Here is a 17,330-nt window from a genome sequence, read left to right on the forward strand (position 1 = left end):
CCGTCCCCGACCGGAAGCGGGTCCGCACATGCTCGAGTACGACGCCACCGGGTTCCTGCGTGACGGGGTGGCGCACCGGATCGTCTCCGGGGCGCTGCACTACTTCCGCGTGCATCCGCAGCTGTGGGAGGACCGGCTGCGGCGGCTGCGGGCGCTGGGCGTCAACACCGTGGACACCTACGTGCCGTGGAACTTCCACGAGCTGCGACGCGGGGAGGTGGACTTCACCGGGTGGCGGGACGTGGCCCGCTTCGTGCGCCTGGCCGGCGACCTGGGGCTGGACGTGATCCTGCGGCCCGGGCCGTACATCTGCGCGGAGTGGGAGTTCGGCGGGCTGCCGGCCCGGCTGCTGGCCGTCGACGGGCTGCGGCTGCGCTGCGCCGACCCGGCGTACCTGGCCGAGGTGGACGGCTGGTTCGACGCGCTGGTGCCCGAGGTGCTGCCGCTGCTGGCGAGCCGGGGCGGGCCGGTGGTGGCGGTGCAGGTGGAGAACGAGTACGGCAGCTACGGCGACGACGCCGCCTACCTGCGCCACCTGCGCGACGGACTGGTCCGCCGGGGCGTGGACTGCCTGCTGTTCACCGCCGACGGCGCCCAGGACACCATGCAGCAGGGCGGCGCCATCCCCGGGCACCTGGCCACCGCGACCTTCGGCTCGCGCGCCCCCGAACGGCTGGCGGTGCTGCGCCGCACCCAGACGCAGGGGCCGCTGGCGGCGATGGAGTTCTGGATCGGCTGGTTCGACCAGTGGGGTCTGCCCCACCACGTGCGCGACGCCAAGGAGAGCGCCGCCTCGCTCGCCGAACTCCTCGCCACCGGCGCCTCCGTCAACCTGTACATGGCGCACGGCGGCACCAACTTCGGCCTGTGGTCCGGCGCCAACCACTCGGGCGCCCACCCCTGCGACGCCGGGTACGAGCCCACCGTCACCAGCTACGACTACGACGCGCCGATCGGCGAGGCGGGCGAGCTGACCGAGAAGTTCCACGCGCTGCGGGAGGTCATCGGGCGCCATCTACCCCTGCCCCAGGGCGAGTTGCCCGCCGACCCGCCGCGGGTGGCGCCGCAGCGGCTGGCCCGGGCCGACGGGCGGGCCGAACTGCTGGAGAGCCTGGACGCGCTGGCCGAACCGCTGGAGCGGGCGGCGCCGCTGCCGATGGAGCAGGTCGGACAGGACCGCGGGCTGATCCACTACCGCACCCGGGTGCCCGGGCCGCGCACCGAACTCCCGCTGCGCATCGACGGGTTGGCGGACCGCGCGCACGTGTTCGCCGACGGGCGCCCGATCGGCGTCCTGGACCGCAACTCCCCCGGCGCGACGCTGCCGCTGGCCACCGGCCCGGACGGGGCCACCCTGGACATCCTGGTCGAGGCGCTCGGGCGGGTGAACTACGGCCCGCAGATGGACGACCGCAAGGGCATCACCCGCGGGGTCTCACACGGCGGCCAGCGGCTGTTCGGCTGGCAGATCCGGCCACTGCCGCTCACCGACCTGGGGCGTCTGGCCTTCGAGGAGTCGGTGGCGGCGCGCGCGGGCCACCCGGCGTTCCACCGCTTCACCGCCGCCCTCGACTCCCCCGCCGACGCCTTCGTCGCCCTGCCCGGCTGGGGACGCGGCCTGCTGTGGCTCAACGGCTTCCTGCTCGGCCGCTACAGCGCCGCCGGCCCGCAGCGCACCCTCTACGCCCCCGCACCGCTGTGGCGCGCGGGCGCCAACGACCTCGTCGTCCTCGAACTCGACCACCACGGCGAGGCGGTGGAGCTGCGCGACCAGCCCGACCTCGGGCCCACCACCGCCGCGCCCAGCTCCGAGTACTGACCGGCCCGGGGGGCAGTACGGGGTCAGTCCGGGGTCAGTACGGAGTCAGTCCCACCAGAACGACCACTGGTGGTTGTCGACGAGGCCTTCGGCGTAGGCGGTCAGGGTGCCGACGCCCTGGAAGACGAGGTCGGGGCAGAACGCGGTGTGCTCGGCGGCCAGCGGAAGGGCCTCGGCAAGCGTGGCGGGCGGGACGGCGACGCTCAACTCCAGGGTGTCGAAGCCGACCTGGACGACCTGGGCGCCGAATCGCCGCTCCCAGTCGGCGAGCACGGCGGCGAGCACGGCGGCGATCCTGGCGGTGTCGTCCTCGTAGTTGACCGGGCCGCTCCACCCGCAGGCGGCCAGCGCCTCGGCACCGCTGCCCGCCCGGACCAGGCCGAGGCGCGCCTCCCGTACGGACAGCAGCACATCGGCCAGGCCTCGGGCCTCGACACCGGGGGCGCCGACAGCGGACGGCGGCGGTGGGCACCGCCGGCGGGGAAGGCGGGCGGGGCGTCAGGCCCAGGGCAGGGCGGCCCGGGTGCGCCAGTACGCCTCGGCGGGTTCGGCCAGGGCGGCGAGGGCGGCCAGGTCCTCGGGGGCGGGGTGCAGGGTGGCGGCGGTGAGGTTGGAGGCGAGCTGGTCGACGGTGGCCGCGCCGGACAGGACGAGGTCGGCCCAGGGCTGGGCGGCGGCCGCGGCCAGGGCGAGGGCATCGACGGGCGCGCCGGTGCGGGCGGCGAGGGCGCGCAGCGCGGCGGTGTCGTCCCCGGTGGCGTTGCGGCCGGCCAGGCGGCCGTTGGCCATGCCCTCCTTGACGACCACCAGCCAGCCGGCGGCGTGGGCCTCGGCCAGGGCCGGGGCGGCGGAGGGTTCCAGCAGGTTCCAGGTGGCCTGGACGGCGGCGAACAGCGGCCGGCCGTCCACGGTGACCTTCAGGGCGGCGCGGATGGTGTCCGCCTGGGCCGGGCCGCTGGTGGACAGGCCGACCCGCACGCCCTGTCCGGCCAGGTCGGCCAGGCGGGCGTGCAGGGCGGCGTCGGTCAGGGCGGGGCTGTCCGGGGTGACGGAGTGGACCAGGTAGACGTCCAGGTGCGGGCCCAGCAGCGCCCGGCTCTCGCGGACCTGGCGGTCGAACACCGCCGTCGAGTGCTCCTTGACCTCGTGCGCGGCCACCCCGGTGGCCTGCCAGCCGGCGGTGTAGGTGTAGCCCCACTTGCTGCCGACCGTCACCTGCGCCGCGGCCGCGGGGCGCTCGGCCAGCCACTGGGCGACGAACTCCTCGGCGCGGCCGTAGGAACGGGCGGTGTCGAGGTAGCGCACGCCGGCGGCGTACGCGGCGTCGAGCAGGGCGTGGGTACGCTCGCGCAGCGCCTCGACGGTGCGTTCGGCGGGCAGGTCGGCGTCGCGGCCGAGGGTGATGTAGCCGGGCCGGCCGACGGCCGCGGTGCCCAGGCCGTAGCGCGCGATGGGCGGGCGGTCGGCGGGGGCTCCGGTGGCGGGGGCGGTCGGCATGGCGGGGTCTCCTCGGGTGGGCGGCGCTCACCTGGGACTTTATCGGGCGTGCCGCTGCGGCCGGCGGGCTACCAGGGGGTGGTGGCGCGCCGGGCCGGGGTGCCGGGCTGGGCCGGGATGCCGGTCCGGGCGGGGGCGCCGGGGTGGGCCGGGGTGCCCGTGGTCTCCGCCGGGCGGGGCGCGGGCGCGCCGAGGCCGCCGGAGGAGGAGGTGCGGACGGCCCGCGGCGCGGCGGGCAGGGCCTCGACGGGGCGGCGTGTGTCCCGGATCGGGGCGGGGGCCGGGGCGAGGACCTGGTCGAGGCGGATGACGAAGTTGACGTAGTCCATGGCCTTGCCGGGCCAGTGGCAGTCGTTGCTGGTCACCAAGCGGCTGCGGACGCCGTCGCGTTCGGTGACGGGCCCGGGGGTGACCCGCAGGTTCGGCTGCCAGGTGCGGCCCCACAGGTGGTGTTCCAGGGCCAGCGTCCAGCTGTCCTCGTCGACTTCCAGCATGGCGCCGACCCGGCCGGGGACCACCCGGGTGCCGTAGGGGCCGCGCACCACCGCACGCTGGTCGAAGCTCGCGTCCTTGCCGACCACCGTGATCCGCCACGCGCCGTGGAACCTGAGCATGGCCGCACTCCTGACGTCCTGGCGCGCCGTCCGGGCGGGCGCGCCTCCCTCGAAGTCAACGGCCGCCGACCGCCGCTCGGCTCAATCGCACCGGCTCCATCGCACCGGCCCGCGCCGGCCGGTCAGGCGGCGTCGGGGCGAACGGCGGGCCGGACGGGTTCGGACGGAGCGGGTTCGGGCTGGGCGGGGACGGGCTGGGCGGGAACGGGCGCCGGCGCTACCGGCGTTCGGCCGCCAGGGAACGCAACTGCACATGGACGGCGCCCGGTTCGGTGCCGGTCACGGCGGCGACCTCGGCGGCGGGCAGGTCCAGGACCAGGTGCAGCAGGAGGACGTCCTGCTGGGGGGCGGTGAGGTGGGCGACCGGCCCGAGCGGGCGCGGGCCGGCCAGGGCGCAGACGCGGCGGCGGACCGCCTGCCAGGCGCAGGCCGCCGGGCTGGCGGTGGCCAGGGCGTCGAGCCACTGGCCGCTGAGGTCCTCGAAGGCGCCCTGGACGGCCAGCGGGGCGTCGGCCGGGGTGAGCAGCAGGGCGGCGTAGTCCAGGTAGTGGCGCAGGTGGAGGTCGTACAGCGCCCACAGGCCCAGGGCCGGCCCGGTGGCGGTGCCGGCGGTGACGGTGGTCGGCTGTCGTGGTGGTGTCGGCATGGTGGGTTCCCGGGGTGGCGCGGGTGGGTGCTGGTCCGCGGACGGGGGCGCCGGTGGCGCGTCCCCGTCCGCGGACCCGGTCACACGAGCACCGGCGGGCTGTCGCCGGTGCCGTCGCGGCCCGCCGCGGCGGGGTGGCCGGGGTGCCCGGCGTCCTCGGCGCGGTCGGCGGCCAGGCTGTTGCGCAGGGTCACCCACAGCCTGAACAGGATGTCCGTCGAGGTGCCGCTGCTGGAGGACCGCATGGCCCGGGTGAACTCCCGTTGGTACGTACGGGAGTTCACCGGTGCCGGGAGGCGGGCGTTGTTCGTCCGCTCCCAGGCGGCCGCCCACAGCTCGCGGCGGGCCTCCTTGACCCCGCAGACCTCCAGGTAGGTGACGAACACGGTCCTGCGCAGCGGGGCCTCGCCCTTGAGGACCAGCGCCAGGGTGCTGGAGGGCAGGCGCCCTCCCCTGGCCCGGGCCCGGCGGTCCAGCTCCTCCAGGGAGGGCCAGTCGGCCTTGCGCCGCATCTCGTGCATCGCCCGGCGCAGGTCGGCGAGGGAGTCGACCTGCTCGGGGTTGAGGCGCCGGGGCGCTCGGCGCTGGGTCCCGGAGGCCCGGGGTACGTGGGCCCAGTAGTTGGCGTGGGTCCACTTGCGGCGGGCCGTCTTGAGGTCGCCGTCGCAGGCCCGGGTGAGGGCCTCGACGACCTCCCAGCTCGGCATGGTCCGGCCGCTGGTGGCCCGTTGCAGGGTGGTCGAGTGGTAGTTGGTCCGGGTGGCGAGCTGACGGTAGGTCAGTCCGGCCCGGTCACGCTGCTCGCGCAGCCACGCGGCGAGCCGGCCCAGGGCCGGCTCGGTCGCCGCGATCGGTTTCTCGTGGCGTCCCATCGGCGGGCAGGGGTTCCCCTCTAGGCCCGCTCCCGCCGGAGCCTGACGGCCAACAGGCAGCCGCCGGTGGCCAGTTCGAGTGCCGCTCCCGCCGACATGCCCGCCGTTACCAGGGCGGCGGCCACGACCACCACCACGACGACCACGGCCGTCTGCGCGGGGCCGGGCAGCCACGGCAGGCCCGGACGCGACGGCGCCGGGTGGTCTGCGGCACAGTGGGCGGGGGCGGGCTTCTTCTTCCGCTTCCTCGTCATCGAGGAGGTCCTCCTATATCACTGTCTACTCCAACGGGCGGGCACTTCGGTGGTTGGCGTCACACGAGGTACCCGTTCGCACAACACTCTGTCAGGCATACGGGTGATTCCCAATCGGTTCGGTGAACATCGCGCGGATTGATGCGCCAGAATCCCGGCCCCGGCCCGTGATCTCGTCACAACCCTTCGATATCAACGCAGTTCAGAGACTCGAAACCGGAATTTGATGCATTTTTGTGCAACCTGCCCTTGTAGCCGTCCTGGCCGAATGTGACGATGTGCAGCAGCGTCATCCAGACCTGCGGGTCCGGAACCCGGGGGCGCTGTCTACTCCAAACATTTCGGGAACACCGGCAGCGGGCCGTGTTGGCGCATGGGCCCGTCCGAACAGCAGAGACCGCCCGGCCCCAGCGGCCCGAGCGGTCTCTCTGTGTTTCCCAACCGTCCTGCGTTTCCCACCCGTCCTGCGCTCCCCGGCCACCCCGCGCCCACCCTGCCGGAGCGGATTGCGGGCCGGGCCGGCGCTCGGGGCTCAGAACTCAGGACTCAGCACTGGGGGCGGCGGCCGTGGTTGGCCCCGCGCCTGGCCCGGGCCTTCTTCTTGCGGCGACGCTTCGACGACATTGGCCACTCCTCTCGCAACCGGGACCCCCGGCCTCCACCGTTCCACACCCGGCTCGCCCCGGCCTGTCGGGAGCGCCCGGCCCCCGCCCGGCCCGGCCGCCCCGCGTTCAGGAGGCCAGGGCGGCGCGCCAGGCGGGGCTGTCGACGTAGTGGTTGTCGAAGCGCCCGGCGGAGGCGGCGATCGCGCCCGGGTCGGCCTCGCCGCGCATGACGCGGCCCAGCAGGCGCAGGTAGTCGAAGCGGTCCATGCCCGGGGTGAACACGAACAGGACGTCGGCCTCGGCGCCCGGGGCGGCGGCGAAGGCGTGCGGGGTGTGCGGCGGCACGGCGAGGAAGTCGCCCTCGCCCAGGATCGTGACCTCCTCGCCGACCAGCACCCGCAGCGAGCCGCTGATCACGAAGAACAGCTCCCACGCCCGGGTGTGGAAGTGCGCGGGGGCCCCGACCGCGCCCTCGGCGAAGGTGGAGCGGTAGCTCGTGAACCCGCCCTCGGTGTGCGCCGAGTCGGCGAGCAGGGTCATGGTGCTGCTCGGGTCGGCGCAGGTCTCGGCCTCGGCGTGGCGGGTCAGCACGGGGGCGGGGGCGGTGGTGTTCTTCGTCGTCGTCATGTGACCAGACTAGGACCGGAAAGACCGGCCATCAGGTGGCAATCTGGCACCGTTTTCATGGGTCAATTCCGGAGGGGCCGGCGCCGACGGACGCCCCGCCCCGGCCACCGCCAGGGTGGTCAGGGCCGCCAGGACACCCCCGCCCCCGCCGGGGCCGCCCTACCCCATCCGGACAAAAGGGTCATCTGCCCCATGGGCTCGTATAGTCGCAGGCGCAGGGGTGGACGTTCGTCTCGGCTGCTGTGAATGGGGCACGACATGGAGATCAAGCCCGCGGCGATGGTGCTCCCGAAGGACACCAGCCACCTGGAACAGGGCAAGTACGGTCCGGTCTTTCCGCGCACACCGGCGTGCTACGGCTTCACGATCATCGCGAAGGTGAAGTCCGGGCACGCCGACGCGCTGCGCGCGTACGGCAACACCCTGGCCGAGGCCCTCGCGTCCGATCCGCACCTGCTCGCGCCGCTGAAGCTGCACTACCTGCGCTGGGTGCTGTTCGACGACGACACCAGGTTCATGTACCAGGGCATCTTCGACACCGACTTCGACAAGTACACCGAGGACGCCATCGCGCTGTTCACCAGGGCCGGGGTGAACACGGCGTTCGAGCACCTGGAGGGTTTTCCGGAGGACTGGAGGACCAATCCGGAGGCGTTCGTCGGATTCGTGCGCGAACACCAGTGCCCGAGTTTCATCGAGTACGGCGAGTACCCGTACGTGACCGCCGACGAGGTGAAGAAGGCGCTGCGGGTCAGGAACGCGTTGTCCGAGATGCTCGACCAGCTCCAGTGAGGACCCATGAACGACCAGCGCACGGCGCGCGTCTACAACACCAGGCACCGGCCGCGGCCGTACACACCCGGTCGGCGCCGGGTCAGCGTCTACGTGGCGTGGAGCTATCCGGGCGAGGCCGGCAGGAACCCGGCGGAGCTGGACAACCGGTTCTCCACGATGACCGAGGTGCGGCGGGTCGCGTGGCCGGCCTACGAGGAGCCCCAGTGGTCCGATCCGATGCGGTTCCAGCAGGGCATCGCCGGCACCCTGGAGCTGTTCTTCTGGGCGTGGGAGCCGTTCCAGGACTTCGTCGCCGAGACCACCGGGCACCCGGTCGCCATGTACCAGCGCATCGACCAGGCCGGGTTCGTCACCCCGTTGGACGAGCGGGTGCTGGCCGACACCGACACCCTGTTCGTGTTCGGCCTGGACCACATGGTCACCGGGCAGCAGGCCGCCGCCGAGGAGATCGAGGCGCTGCGCGACTGGGCGGGCCGGGAGGGCACCTGCCTGGTGCTGGGCCCGCATCACGACGTCGGCGCCGGCGACGACCTCGCGGTGCGTGACATCGAGTACCACCACCACGGCGACCTGCTCGTACCGCGCCAGCAGCGCTTCGGCCGCTACACCCGCTCGCTGATGGAGGGGCTCGGCGTGCCGGTGGAGAACCGCTACGGGTTGCGTCCGGCGGTGGTCGGACCGGGCCGCATCGCCCCGCTCTCGGTCAACCGCGACCTCGACACCCGGGGCTGGCTGACCGGGGTGACCACCTTCAACTTCCACCTGCACCTGCCGCACTACGCGGTCACCACCGACGACGAGCAGGCCGCTCTGGTGCTGGGCCGCCAGCCCGTCGACCTGAGCCGTCCGCACCCGTTCACCGAGGCCGGCAACACCGAGTTCAACATGTTCCTGTGGCTGCCCCCGGCGGGCCCGCGCGCCGGGGACGTCCTCATGGCCGACTCGACCATCTTCAGTTCCCTGTTCGGCGGCGACGAGAGCCTGCGCGCCTTCTGGCGCAACGTCGTCACCACGTAGAGCCGGGGAATCGCCGAGCAGCCGGGGAAGGAGCCAGCGTGGACCTGCACGACATCCAGCGGGGTGTGCTCAGCCCGCGCCCGTCGCCGTACGCGGCGACGTACGTCCTGTTCCGCATCGACGACCGCGCCCACGGCCGCGAGCTGATGCGCCGTGCCGCGTCGGTGGTCACCTCGGCCGCGGACACCCTCAGCCCGCTCGGCGAGACCTGGGTCAGCGTCGCCGTCACCTACCAGGGCCTGCGCGCGCTGGGCGTGCCGCAGAGCGCACTGGACACGTTCGCGTGGGAGTTCCGCCAGGGCATGGCCGCCCGCGCCACCGCGCTCGGTGACATCGGACCCAGCAGCCCCGAACACTGGGAGCAGCCGCTGGGCGGCCCGGACGTGCACGTGGTCCTCACCGCCCTCGCCCCCGACACCGCGCTGCTGGAAGCCGCGATCGACCGGGCCCGGCCCGCCTTCCGGCAGTTGTCCGGCGTCACCGCGATCTGGCGCCAGGAGTGCCACGCCCTGCCCACCGAGACCGAGCCGTTCGGCTACCGCGACGGCATCAGCCATCCCGCCGTCGAGGGCAGCGACGTCCCCGGCTCCAACCCCCGCGAACAGCCGCTCAAGGCCGGCGAGTTCGTCCTCGGCCAGCCCGACGAGCTCGGCGGCGTACAGACCACCGAACCCGACGTCCTGGGCCGCAACGGCAGTTACGTCGCCTTCCGCAAGCTCCGCCAGGACGTCGCCGCGTTCCGCCGCTTCCTCGAACAGAACTCCGACGGCCCCGACGACGCGGAACTGCTCGCCGCCAAGCTGATGGGCAGGTGGCGCAGCGGCGCCCCGCTCGCGCTCGCGCCCGAGCGCGACGACCCGGCCCTCGGCGCCGACCGTACGCGCAACAACGTGTTCGGGTACGCCTGCGACGACCCCGGCGGGTTCGTCACGCCCGGCGGCTGCCACATCCGCCGCGCGAACCCCCGCGACGCGGCCGTCGCCGGTGAGCCCCGCCTGCACCGCATGATCCGCCGTGGCACCGCCTACGGCCCCCTGCTGCCTGACGGCGTGACGGTCGACGACGGTGCCGACCGCGGCCTGATGTTCGCGTTCGTGGGCGCACACCTCGGGCGCCAGTTCGAGTTCGCCCAGTCGCAGTGGCTCAACGACGGCGTCTTCTTCGGCGCCGGGGACGCCCGCGACCCCATCGCGGCCACCGGCGACGGACCGCACGACTACACCATCCCCCGCCGCCCGGTCCGTCGCAGGCTGCGGGACCTGCCGGGGTTCGTCACCACCCGCGGCGGCGAGTACGCGTTCCTGCCCAGTCTCAGCGCACTGCGCTGGCTCGGCGCGCTGACCGACTGACCGGCCGAGTTGGCCGGGCCGCTCGCGGGGTGCCGGCCTCGCCCGCCGGTCGCCCGGCCCCGTCCGGCCGGTGGCCCCGACCGGGCAGGCCGGCCCGGTCGGCTCGTCAACGGGGCGGCGCGGGGGCATCCGATCGGGGGGCGGATGTGCGGTGCGGGCCGCTGTGCCCGTAGCGTCGTCGCTGCACATGGCGAAGGGCCCGGGGAGGGGTGTCGGCGATGCGGGAGTGCGGGTCATGAGGGGTGGACGGCGGCTCGGACGGGCCGTGGCGGCCCTGGCGGTGGCGGCGGCGGTGCTGACGGCGTCCGCCTGCGGCTCCTCCCCCGCCCAGGACGACCCGGCCGACGACCCCGGCGGCACCGCCGCCCCCGGCGGGCGGCCGCTCGCCCTGGTCTACCGGGGCCCGGCGGCCTGCGAGGGCTGCCCGGAGGCGGCGCGGGAGCTGCTGGAACGCGACGGCTTCGCGGTGCACTACCTCGGTCCGCAGGAGCGGCTGCACTTCGGCGCGGGCGCGCTGGCCGGCGCCGCGCTGTACGTGCAGCCGGGCGGCACCAACGGGCAGGAGGTGAGCACCGCGTGGGGCCTGCTCCGGCGCGAGCCCGGCTTCTCGCCGGAGCTGGTGCGCGACTACGTCCACGGCGGCGGGCACTACCTGGGCCTGTGCATGGGCGGCTACCTGGCCGGCGACCCGGGCTACGACCTCCTGCCGGGCGACTCCGGGCAGTACATCCGCTCCCAGGGCGCGACCGTCACCGACGAGCAGGACCATCTCGTCGACGTCGCCTGGCGCGGCCGCCCGCAGCGGATGTACTTCCAGGACGGCCCGTACTTCGACGTCGACGGCCCGGGCGTGGACGTCCTGGCCCGCTACTCCAACAACCGCGCCGCCGTCGTCGTCGCCTCCTACGGCACCGGCCGGGTGGCGGTCAGCGGCCCGCACCCGGAGGCCCCCGCGGACTGGTACCGCGACTACCACCTGCCGGACGAGTCGCGGACCGACCTGAGCCTGGGCGACGACCTGCTGCGCGCCCTGATGTCCACGCCCCCACCCGGCTCCTGACGCACCGTCATATACCTGCGGCGTCGCCCGCGGGGAACTCGGCGCGCAGCCGGGCGCGGGTGCGCATCAGGATGCGGCCGAGCATGTTCCGGCCGGTGCCGGTGCGCCCGCGCCCCCAGTAGTGGTCGGTGCCGGTGTCCTCGACGATCTCCTCGTCGCCGGTGGCGAGCAGGACGGCGCGGATGTCGGCGTGCTCGCGGAACTTGGCCTCCACCGCCCGGCGCATCACGTCGTCCTTGACGCGCTCCCAGTCGCGGCGCAACGGTTTGGCGGGGTCGTGGCCGAGTTCGGCGGCGCGCAGCGGGGTGCGGGCACGACGGATCAGGTCGGCGTGGCGGGTGCCGGGGAACTTCTGGGCCTGGAAGTAGTGCTCGGAGGTGGGCCAGAGGTGTCCGTCGAGGTGCAGGGGGTGGGGGGAGAAGTTGGAGAAGCAGCCGTGGGGGGCTTCGTCGGCGCCGTAGAAGTAGATGGTCATCCGGGCCTCGTGGAGGGGTGGTGGCGGGAGCCGTACGGTCGCAGGCGTGCGGCCGCGCCCGCAACCGGTTTCCGTCCGGTCGCGGGCGCGGGTACGGGTCTTGGTGTGGGTGTCAGCGGTGGGAGAAGCCGATCTTCGGCAGGACGCGGTCCAGCCAGGCCGGGGTGTGCCAGGCGGCGCGGCCGGTCAGGCGCAGCAGCACGGGGAGCAGGACGAGCCGGACCAGGGCCGCGTCCGGCAGGACGGCGACGCCGAGCACGAGGCCCATCTCCTTGGGCGGCAGCGGGCCGGACAGGGCGAAGGTGGGGAACACGGCGACCATGACGCCCGCCGCGGCGAAGACGACCCGGCCGGAGTGGGCGAGGGCGCCGATCATGGCCTCGCGGGGTCGCCGGTGCGCTCGTAGTGCTCCTTGGCGGAGGCGGGCAGGAAGACGGTGTCGTCCATGGCGAGGGCGAAGATCATCGCGAAGAAGAACACCGGTGCCCAGCCGTCCTGACGTACCGAGCGGGAAGCCGGCCCCGCCGACTTCCCGCTCCCCGCGCGCGTGCGCCCGGCGGGGCTACCGGCCGACGGTGTGGAGGATGCGGTCGGCCACCAGGTCCGGCCGGTCGGTCGGCAGGGCGTGGCCGGCGCCGGGCACGACCTCCACCCGGGCCGAGGGCACGAGGCCGCCGATGCGGTCGGCGACCTCGCGCGAGTCGTGCAGGGCGCTGCGCGCCCCGAGCAGGAACAGCGCCGGGACGCTCAGGCGGCGCAGTTCCTCGTCGGAGAAGACCGGGGGCACCGGGAGTGCGCGGCGAAATCCCATCGACGCCCGCATCAGGCCCATCAGTTCGCCCTCCAGGACGGTGCTGTTGCCGACCAGGCGGGCCAGGCGGGGGCGCAGCGGGCGCGGCGCGGCGGCGGCGAGCCCGCCGGCGATCAGCCAGGCGTAGAAGCGGGGGCCGAAACCGGCGAAGCCCGCGGGGTCCAGCAGGGTGAGGGAGGCGACCCGTCCGGGGTGGTGGATCTGGTGGTTGAGCGCCAGCCAGCCGCCGTAGGAGCAGCCGACCACCTGGGCGTCCGTCACGTCCAGTGCGGCCAGGAGTTCGTCCAGCCAGGCGGCGCCGTCCCGGCCGTCGCCGATCGGGGCGCTCTGCACGCTCGCGCCCGGCTCGCCGACCGTGTCGACGGCGATGACCGGGCGGTGCCGGGCCAGCGTGTCGATGTACCGGTGCCACATCAGCGCGTTTCCGCCCGAGCCGGGCAGCAGCACGATCGGCTCGCCGTGCTGCGGGCCGGTCCGGTAGACGCGGGTGGTCCCGAACGCGGTCGGGAGGTCCAGTGCGGTGCGCTCTCCGGGCCACAGCTGCGCCAGGGTCCGCTCGTAGGCGGCCTGAAACCGGTCCCTGGCCTGGTCGTTCTTGAACTGGCTGATTCGCATGATACATGTGTATCACGGCATGATACGGGTGTACCAGGAGGTCGAATCATGAACGTGCGGGTCGATCACGAGGACCGCAGGCGGCAGATCGCCGAGGCGCTGCTGCGCATCGCCGACACCCAGGGGCTGCAGTCGGCCAGCATGCGGGCGGTCGCCGCCGAGGCCGGCGTCTCGCTGCGGCTGGTGCAGTACTACTTCGAGACCAAGGAAGGGCTCCTGCTGGACGCGCTGGAGCGGCTCGGCACCCAGCTCCAGGCCCGCATGGCGCGGTGGATCACCGAGGCGGGTTCCCCGCCCACGCCGCGCGCCCTGGTGACCGCGGTCCTGTCGAGCATCCTGCCGACCGACCCGGAGAGCCGCCGGATCACCCGGACCTACGCCGCGTACTACACGCTGGTGCTCAGTGATCCCGCGCTGGTGGAGAAGCACGGAACGCCCCAGCCCGACCTGCTGGAGGGCTTCCTCGCGAAGCAGATCCGCGCGGCCCAGCGGTCGGGGGAGATCGACTCCGGCAAGGACCCCGAGATGACCGCGGCCGGACTGCTGACCATGGTCAACGGCCTCGGCTCCAGCGTGCTGGGCCGCCAGCGCACCGGCGACGCCGCGTTGGCGATCCTCACCCACCACCTGGACGAACTGTTCCGGACAGCCTGAGAGCCCGGGCAGCTCCCGGCGGGCGGGGAGCGGATGGCCCCAAGTCCCGGGCCCCGGTACGCCGTTCGGCCGGATCGCGTCCGGTCGGCCCACCGGCGCCCTGTCCGCCCGACCCCCGGCGCGCAAGACTGTCCCGGTCCCGCGCGAGGGACCGGCGAAGAGGTCAACTCCCGTACGGGGCAATCCTTTTCCGCTACCGAATGGGGAGGTTCACCGACCGTGTACAGGAGACTTCCACAAGCCGTGCTGGCGGGCGTGCTGGCCGCGGCCTTCGCGGGAACGACCGCGGCGGGCGCAGCGGGAACGACCCCGGCACAGCGGCTCACCGCCGCGTGCGGGACCGATGCCACCGCCCAGGGCCTGGCCGGCGACGCCGTCCCGGGCAGCCTGCTGGAGACACGGCGCTCCGACGGGCGGACCGAGCAGTTCCAGCAGTTCTACGCTGCGCCCGCTGCCGGTGCTCACCCCCGGCATCCGGCTGTACGGGCTGTACCGGCCGGTGGAGGAGGACACCCTGGTCGGCGGCGACCTGTACGACGCCGCCGACACCCCGTACAGCACCCGGGTGCTGGTGGGCGACGTCCAGGGCTGCCCGAGGCCCTGGACCGCGAGGCCCGCCGCTGGAGCGGGGGCCGCAGCCGCGACGACGTCACCGTCCGGTCCCTGCGCCGCGCGCCCTGAAGTGCTCCGGCCTCACTGCTTCAGGAACTCCAGCAGGTCCGCGTTGAAGCGCTCCTTGTCGCCGGGGACCATCGCGATGCCGTGCGAGCCGTTCTCGTAGACCTTCAGGACGGCGCCGGGGATGAGCTCGACGGCGCGGCGGGCGGTGGCGTCGATGGGGACGATCCGGTCGTCGTCGCCGTGGACGATCAGGGTGGGGATGTCGAACCGGGCCAGGTCGTCGTGGAAGTCGGTGTAGCCGAAGGCGTCCACGCAGTCGACGCCGCCCTCGATGGTCTGCTGCATGGCCATGAACCAGAAGGCGTCCCGGTTGCCCTGGGTGGCCCGGGAGCCCGGGCGGTCGGCGGAGAAGAAGTTGACGGAGGTGTCCTGCCAGAACTGGGAGCGCTCGGTGAGGATGCCGGCCTTGATGTCGTCGAGGACGGTGCCGGGCACGCCGTGGGGGTTGCCGGGGCCCTGCGCCATGCGCGGGGTGATCGCCGACAGCAGGACGGCGGAGCGCAGCCGCCCGGTGCCGTGGCGGCCGATGTAGCGGGCGAGCTCGCCGCCGCCCATGGAGTGGGCCACCAGGGTGGCGTCGCGCAGGTCGAGCCCGGTGAGCAGGCTGTCGAGGTCGTCGGCGAAGGTGTCGAAGTCGTAGCCGTCGTAGACCGGGGTGGAGCGGCCGTGGCCGCGCCGGTCGTGCGCGATGGCCCGCAGGCCGGCGTCCGCGACGGCCTTCATCTGGTCCTGCCAGGCGTCGCCGTTGAGCGGCCAGCCGTGGATGAACACCACGGGGCGTCCGCTGCCCCAGTCCTGGTAGAAGATCTCGACGCCGTCGCGGGTCCGGGAGATGGGCATGCTGCTGCTCCTTCGGGTGGTACGCGGGGGGTCGGCCCGCCGGGGCCGCAGGTTCATCCAACGGGAGGCGCGCGGGGGCCGCATCCCACGGCGGCCGGGGACCGGGTGGCAGGGGACGCGGCGCTGCGCCGTCCGGGTGAGGGCGGCCCGGACGCGCCGCTGCCCCGGACCGGCGGTCCGGGGCAGCGGCGGTACGGGACGGGACGGGTCAGTGGCCGATGCCGGTCTCGGTGAAGTCGCCGGCCACGCCGTCCGGGCCGATGACCAGGAGGGCGTTGAGGTAGGAGGCACCGCCAGGGCCGAAGTCGACATCGGTGACGTGCAGGGCACTGCCGTTCGGGCCGACGGAGAACGCGCCGTGGTCGAAGTTCGCGGTCGGAACGGGGGAGTCGGCGGAGGCGATGGTCGCCCCGCCCACGACGAGCGGCAGCGCGAGAGCGGAGACGGCCAGGACGCGGTACGCAGTACGCATGAGGAAAAGCCCTTCCAGACATCAGAGGTGATGGTTCGACAGACCGCCCGGATTCGGCGGCTCACCACCATCGACGCACATTCGCATACGCACAGCTACAGGGGGGCCGCCACTCGGGTGCGGCTATCACTCCGATCCCGCACCCGTCGGAGCCTTCTGGCATGATCTGCCGCTCCATCACCCGCGAGAACGGGCACCCCGCCGACGAGCACCCCCGCACGGCCCCCGACCGGGCGAACCACCGCCGGACGGACCACCGACGGGCGAACCACCGGCGGCGTCCGGGCGGCGTCCGCCCGGTGTGAGGCGCGCCACTTTCGGGGCGGTGGTGCAGCAGGGCGGGGCCGGGGGCCGTCAAGGGGGCGGAAAGTGACGGCGGGAAAGAGAGTGAGGGCGGCGGGTGAGGCTGCGCAGGGCCAGTCCCGGGATCGACTTCGTCGAGTTCGTGCAGCAGCGTTCGGGCGCGTTGTTCCGGACGGCGTACGTACTCACCGGGGACGCGCACACCGCGGAGGACCTCGTTCAGGAGGCGCTGGAGCGGGCCTGCCGCAACTGGCGGCGGGTGGCGGCCGCGGAGGTGCCCGAGGCGTACGTGCGCCGGATCCTGGTGAACCTGGCCAACGACCGCTGGCGGCGGCTGAGCCGCTCCGGCGAGCGCCCCGCCGCGGCGCCCGGCGCCGAGCACGCCGACCCGCGCGACGCCTACCGGTCGGTGGAGCTGCGCGCGGAGCTCGTCACGGCGCTGCACACGCTGCCGATGGGGATGCGCACCGTGGTCGTCCTGTACTACCTCCACGACCTGGGGGACCAGGAGATCGCGCAGACACTGGACATCTCCCCCGGCGCCGTGCGCTCCCAACTCGCCCGCGGCCTCGCGAAACTGCGGTCCGCACTGCCCCGGCAGGACGTCCCGTCCGCGCCGCCGACCTCGCGCGGAGGTGCGTGATGACCCGCTTCCCGTCCCACGATCCCGACCGCACCGGCCCCGGCTTCGGCCCCGATCCCGACCCCGATCCCGACTTCGACAAGGAGCTCCTCGCCGCCATGACCGCATTCGCCGACAACGCCCCCGCCCCCGTCATCGACGCCCTCGACATCCGGCGCACGGTGCGCCGGCGCACCGTGCTCACCAGCGTGGTGGCGGCGGCCGCGGTGGTCGCCATCGGCACGGGCGCGACACTGCTCGCGCCCGGTTCGGGCCCGACGCCCGCCGGGGGCCTGCCGGTCGGGCCCGCGAGCGCCACGGCGCAGCCGTCCGAGGGCACGCCCTCCCCCTTCGCGTCCTCCGCCACCTCCGGGCCGCCGGAGGCCTCCGGCACCCCCTCGCCCGCGGCGCAGCCGGGCGAGGGCGCACAGGTGAGCGTGCCGTCCCTGACGGGTCTGGACAAGGATGCGGCCATCAGGCTGCTGGAGGCGGCGGGGCTGCGCTACGAGGTCCACGAGTTCACCGACTGGAAGGTGCCCGCCGGATCGGTCATCAACTCCGAGCCGCAGGCCGGCCGCACCGCGCCGGCGCACTCGACGGTCCAGGTGTTCGTCTCCAAGGGCTCGCCGAGCCACTGACCGGCGCCGCCGCCGGGCCCCCGCGCCCGGCGGCCCGCTCGTGGACCCCCGGCTGCGGGCCCCA

Annotated in this window: 21 protein-coding genes; 9 read left to right on the forward strand and 12 right to left on the reverse strand. The window is 74.2% G+C overall.

The features are described from left to right. Positions 1–28 precede the first annotated feature (28 nt). Entirely contained in the window at positions 29–1,819 is a 1,791-nt protein-coding gene (locus P3T27_RS12325; RefSeq protein ID WP_280677467.1) for a beta-galactosidase, read from the forward strand. A 45-nt stretch (positions 1,820–1,864) separates the two neighbouring features. Here the strand turns inward: P3T27_RS12325 and P3T27_RS12330 are convergent, their stop codons facing one another. From P3T27_RS12330 to P3T27_RS12360, 7 genes are all read right to left on the reverse strand, one after another. Beyond that, positions 1,865–2,230, reverse strand: a complete 366-nt coding sequence (locus P3T27_RS12330; protein WP_348534085.1) for a DUF4253 domain-containing protein — start codon at positions 2,228–2,230, stop codon at positions 1,865–1,867. A gap of 87 nt (positions 2,231–2,317) precedes the next feature. Further along, entirely contained in the window at positions 2,318–3,316 is a 999-nt protein-coding gene (locus P3T27_RS12335; protein WP_280677469.1) for an aldo/keto reductase, read from the reverse strand. A 68-nt stretch (positions 3,317–3,384) separates the two neighbouring features. Beyond that, the gene (locus tag P3T27_RS12340) at positions 3,385–3,930 is read right to left on the reverse strand and encodes a hypothetical protein (RefSeq protein ID WP_280677471.1); all 546 of its coding nucleotides are present in this window, start codon (positions 3,928–3,930) and stop codon (positions 3,385–3,387) included. A gap of 217 nt (positions 3,931–4,147) precedes the next feature. Then, positions 4,148–4,576 (reverse strand): sigma factor-like helix-turn-helix DNA-binding protein, encoded by a 429-nt coding sequence (locus P3T27_RS12345; RefSeq protein ID WP_280677473.1) that lies wholly within the window; start codon positions 4,574–4,576, stop codon positions 4,148–4,150. Positions 4,577–4,656: 80 nt separating this feature from the next. Further along, positions 4,657–5,448 carry a helix-turn-helix transcriptional regulator gene (locus P3T27_RS12350; RefSeq protein WP_280677475.1) on the reverse strand — a complete coding sequence of 264 codons (792 nt, stop codon included), beginning with the start codon at positions 5,446–5,448 and terminating at the stop codon, positions 4,657–4,659. Positions 5,449–5,468: 20 nt separating this feature from the next. Further along, positions 5,469–5,702, reverse strand: a complete 234-nt coding sequence (locus tag P3T27_RS12355; RefSeq protein WP_280677477.1) for a hypothetical protein — start codon at positions 5,700–5,702, stop codon at positions 5,469–5,471. Between the two features lie 731 nt (positions 5,703–6,433). Then, positions 6,434–6,934: a cupin domain-containing protein gene (locus P3T27_RS12360; protein WP_280677479.1), complete on the reverse strand. Its 501-nt coding sequence runs from the start codon at positions 6,932–6,934 to the stop codon at positions 6,434–6,436. 258 nt (positions 6,935–7,192) lie between these two features. Between P3T27_RS12360 and P3T27_RS12365 the strand changes: the two genes are divergently transcribed. From P3T27_RS12365 to P3T27_RS12380, 4 genes are all read left to right on the forward strand, one after another. Next, a complete protein-coding gene (locus P3T27_RS12365) occupies positions 7,193–7,726 on the forward strand; it encodes a hypothetical protein (protein WP_280677480.1) in 534 nt (177 codons plus the stop codon). A 6-nt stretch (positions 7,727–7,732) separates the two neighbouring features. After that, positions 7,733–8,746, forward strand: a complete 1,014-nt coding sequence (locus tag P3T27_RS12370) for a hypothetical protein (RefSeq protein ID WP_280677481.1) — start codon at positions 7,733–7,735, stop codon at positions 8,744–8,746. A gap of 38 nt (positions 8,747–8,784) precedes the next feature. Continuing rightward, positions 8,785–10,095, forward strand: coding sequence for a Dyp-type peroxidase (locus P3T27_RS12375; RefSeq protein ID WP_280677482.1), 1,311 nt, complete (start codon positions 8,785–8,787; stop codon positions 10,093–10,095). Between the two features lie 235 nt (positions 10,096–10,330). Then, the gene (locus tag P3T27_RS12380; protein ID WP_280677483.1) at positions 10,331–11,155 is read left to right on the forward strand and encodes a hypothetical protein; all 825 of its coding nucleotides are present in this window, start codon (positions 10,331–10,333) and stop codon (positions 11,153–11,155) included. 7 nt (positions 11,156–11,162) lie between these two features. Here the strand turns inward: P3T27_RS12380 and P3T27_RS12385 are convergent, their stop codons facing one another. From P3T27_RS12385 to P3T27_RS12395, 3 genes are all read right to left on the reverse strand, one after another. Then, a complete protein-coding gene (locus P3T27_RS12385) occupies positions 11,163–11,630 on the reverse strand; it encodes an NADAR family protein (RefSeq protein ID WP_280677485.1) in 468 nt (155 codons plus the stop codon). A 112-nt stretch (positions 11,631–11,742) separates the two neighbouring features. Beyond that, a complete protein-coding gene (locus P3T27_RS12390; RefSeq protein WP_280677486.1) occupies positions 11,743–12,006 on the reverse strand; it encodes an MMPL family transporter in 264 nt (87 codons plus the stop codon). A 186-nt stretch (positions 12,007–12,192) separates the two neighbouring features. Further along, the gene (locus P3T27_RS12395; protein ID WP_280677488.1) at positions 12,193–13,056 is read right to left on the reverse strand and encodes an alpha/beta fold hydrolase; all 864 of its coding nucleotides are present in this window, start codon (positions 13,054–13,056) and stop codon (positions 12,193–12,195) included. A 54-nt stretch (positions 13,057–13,110) separates the two neighbouring features. Here P3T27_RS12395 and P3T27_RS12400 point away from each other — a divergent pair, with 54 nt between their 5' ends. After that, complete coding sequence (locus P3T27_RS12400) at positions 13,111–13,710, forward strand: TetR/AcrR family transcriptional regulator (protein ID WP_348534095.1); 600 nt, start codon at positions 13,111–13,113, stop codon at positions 13,708–13,710. 693 nt (positions 13,711–14,403) lie between these two features. On the opposite strand, the gene P3T27_RS12405 is transcribed toward P3T27_RS12400, so the two are convergent. Further along, positions 14,404–15,231 carry an alpha/beta hydrolase gene (locus P3T27_RS12405; protein WP_280677492.1) on the reverse strand — a complete coding sequence of 276 codons (828 nt, stop codon included), beginning with the start codon at positions 15,229–15,231 and terminating at the stop codon, positions 14,404–14,406. Between the two features lie 208 nt (positions 15,232–15,439). Continuing rightward, positions 15,440–15,703: a hypothetical protein gene (locus P3T27_RS12410; protein WP_280677494.1), complete on the reverse strand. Its 264-nt coding sequence runs from the start codon at positions 15,701–15,703 to the stop codon at positions 15,440–15,442. Between the two features lie 161 nt (positions 15,704–15,864). Between P3T27_RS12410 and P3T27_RS12415 the strand changes: the two genes are divergently transcribed. The 3 genes from P3T27_RS12415 (at position 15,865) to P3T27_RS12425 (ending at position 17,266) form a co-directional block, all read left to right on the forward strand. Then, complete coding sequence (locus P3T27_RS12415) at positions 15,865–16,008, forward strand: hypothetical protein (RefSeq protein WP_280677495.1); 144 nt, start codon at positions 15,865–15,867, stop codon at positions 16,006–16,008. Between the two features lie 101 nt (positions 16,009–16,109). Then, entirely contained in the window at positions 16,110–16,649 is a 540-nt protein-coding gene (locus tag P3T27_RS12420; protein ID WP_280677832.1) for a SigE family RNA polymerase sigma factor, read from the forward strand. After that, on the forward strand, positions 16,649–17,266 hold the full coding sequence (locus P3T27_RS12425) for a PASTA domain-containing protein (protein WP_280677497.1): 618 nt from the start codon (positions 16,649–16,651) through the stop codon (positions 17,264–17,266). Before P3T27_RS12420 ends, P3T27_RS12425 begins: the two co-directional genes overlap by 1 nt. Positions 17,267–17,330: the final 64 nt, after the last annotated feature.

Origin of the sequence: Kitasatospora sp. MAA19, from assembly GCF_029894125.1 — a bacterium.
Lineage (GTDB): Bacteria > Actinomycetota > Actinomycetes > Streptomycetales > Streptomycetaceae > Kitasatospora.

Coding starts and splice junctions, on each gene's coding strand:
- P3T27_RS12360 (WP_280677479.1), bottom strand. CDS start 6,934: ATGACGACGACGAAGAACACCACCGCCCCCGCCCCCGTGCTGACCCGC.
- P3T27_RS12345 (WP_280677473.1), bottom strand. CDS start 4,576: ATGCCGACACCACCACGACAGCCGACCACCGTCACCGCCGGCACCGCC.
- P3T27_RS12335 (WP_280677469.1), bottom strand. CDS start 3,316: ATGCCGACCGCCCCCGCCACCGGAGCCCCCGCCGACCGCCCGCCCATC.
- P3T27_RS12425 (WP_280677497.1), top strand. CDS start 16,649: ATGACCCGCTTCCCGTCCCACGATCCCGACCGCACCGGCCCCGGCTTC.
- P3T27_RS12350 (WP_280677475.1), bottom strand. CDS start 5,448: ATGGGACGCCACGAGAAACCGATCGCGGCGACCGAGCCGGCCCTGGGC.
- P3T27_RS12385 (WP_280677485.1), bottom strand. CDS start 11,630: ATGACCATCTACTTCTACGGCGCCGACGAAGCCCCCCACGGCTGCTTC.
- P3T27_RS12405 (WP_280677492.1), bottom strand. CDS start 15,231: ATGCCCATCTCCCGGACCCGCGACGGCGTCGAGATCTTCTACCAGGAC.
- P3T27_RS12365 (WP_280677480.1), top strand. CDS start 7,193: ATGGAGATCAAGCCCGCGGCGATGGTGCTCCCGAAGGACACCAGCCAC.
- P3T27_RS12355 (WP_280677477.1), bottom strand. CDS start 5,702: ATGACGAGGAAGCGGAAGAAGAAGCCCGCCCCCGCCCACTGTGCCGCA.
- P3T27_RS12340 (WP_280677471.1), bottom strand. CDS start 3,930: ATGCTCAGGTTCCACGGCGCGTGGCGGATCACGGTGGTCGGCAAGGAC.
- P3T27_RS12380 (WP_280677483.1), top strand. CDS start 10,331: ATGAGGGGTGGACGGCGGCTCGGACGGGCCGTGGCGGCCCTGGCGGTG.
- P3T27_RS12325 (WP_280677467.1), top strand. CDS start 29: ATGCTCGAGTACGACGCCACCGGGTTCCTGCGTGACGGGGTGGCGCAC.
- P3T27_RS12370 (WP_280677481.1), top strand. CDS start 7,733: ATGAACGACCAGCGCACGGCGCGCGTCTACAACACCAGGCACCGGCCG.
- P3T27_RS12410 (WP_280677494.1), bottom strand. CDS start 15,703: ATGCGTACTGCGTACCGCGTCCTGGCCGTCTCCGCTCTCGCGCTGCCG.
- P3T27_RS12390 (WP_280677486.1), bottom strand. CDS start 12,006: ATGATCGGCGCCCTCGCCCACTCCGGCCGGGTCGTCTTCGCCGCGGCG.
- P3T27_RS12395 (WP_280677488.1), bottom strand. CDS start 13,056: ATGCGAATCAGCCAGTTCAAGAACGACCAGGCCAGGGACCGGTTTCAG.
- P3T27_RS12415 (WP_280677495.1), top strand. CDS start 15,865: ATGATCTGCCGCTCCATCACCCGCGAGAACGGGCACCCCGCCGACGAG.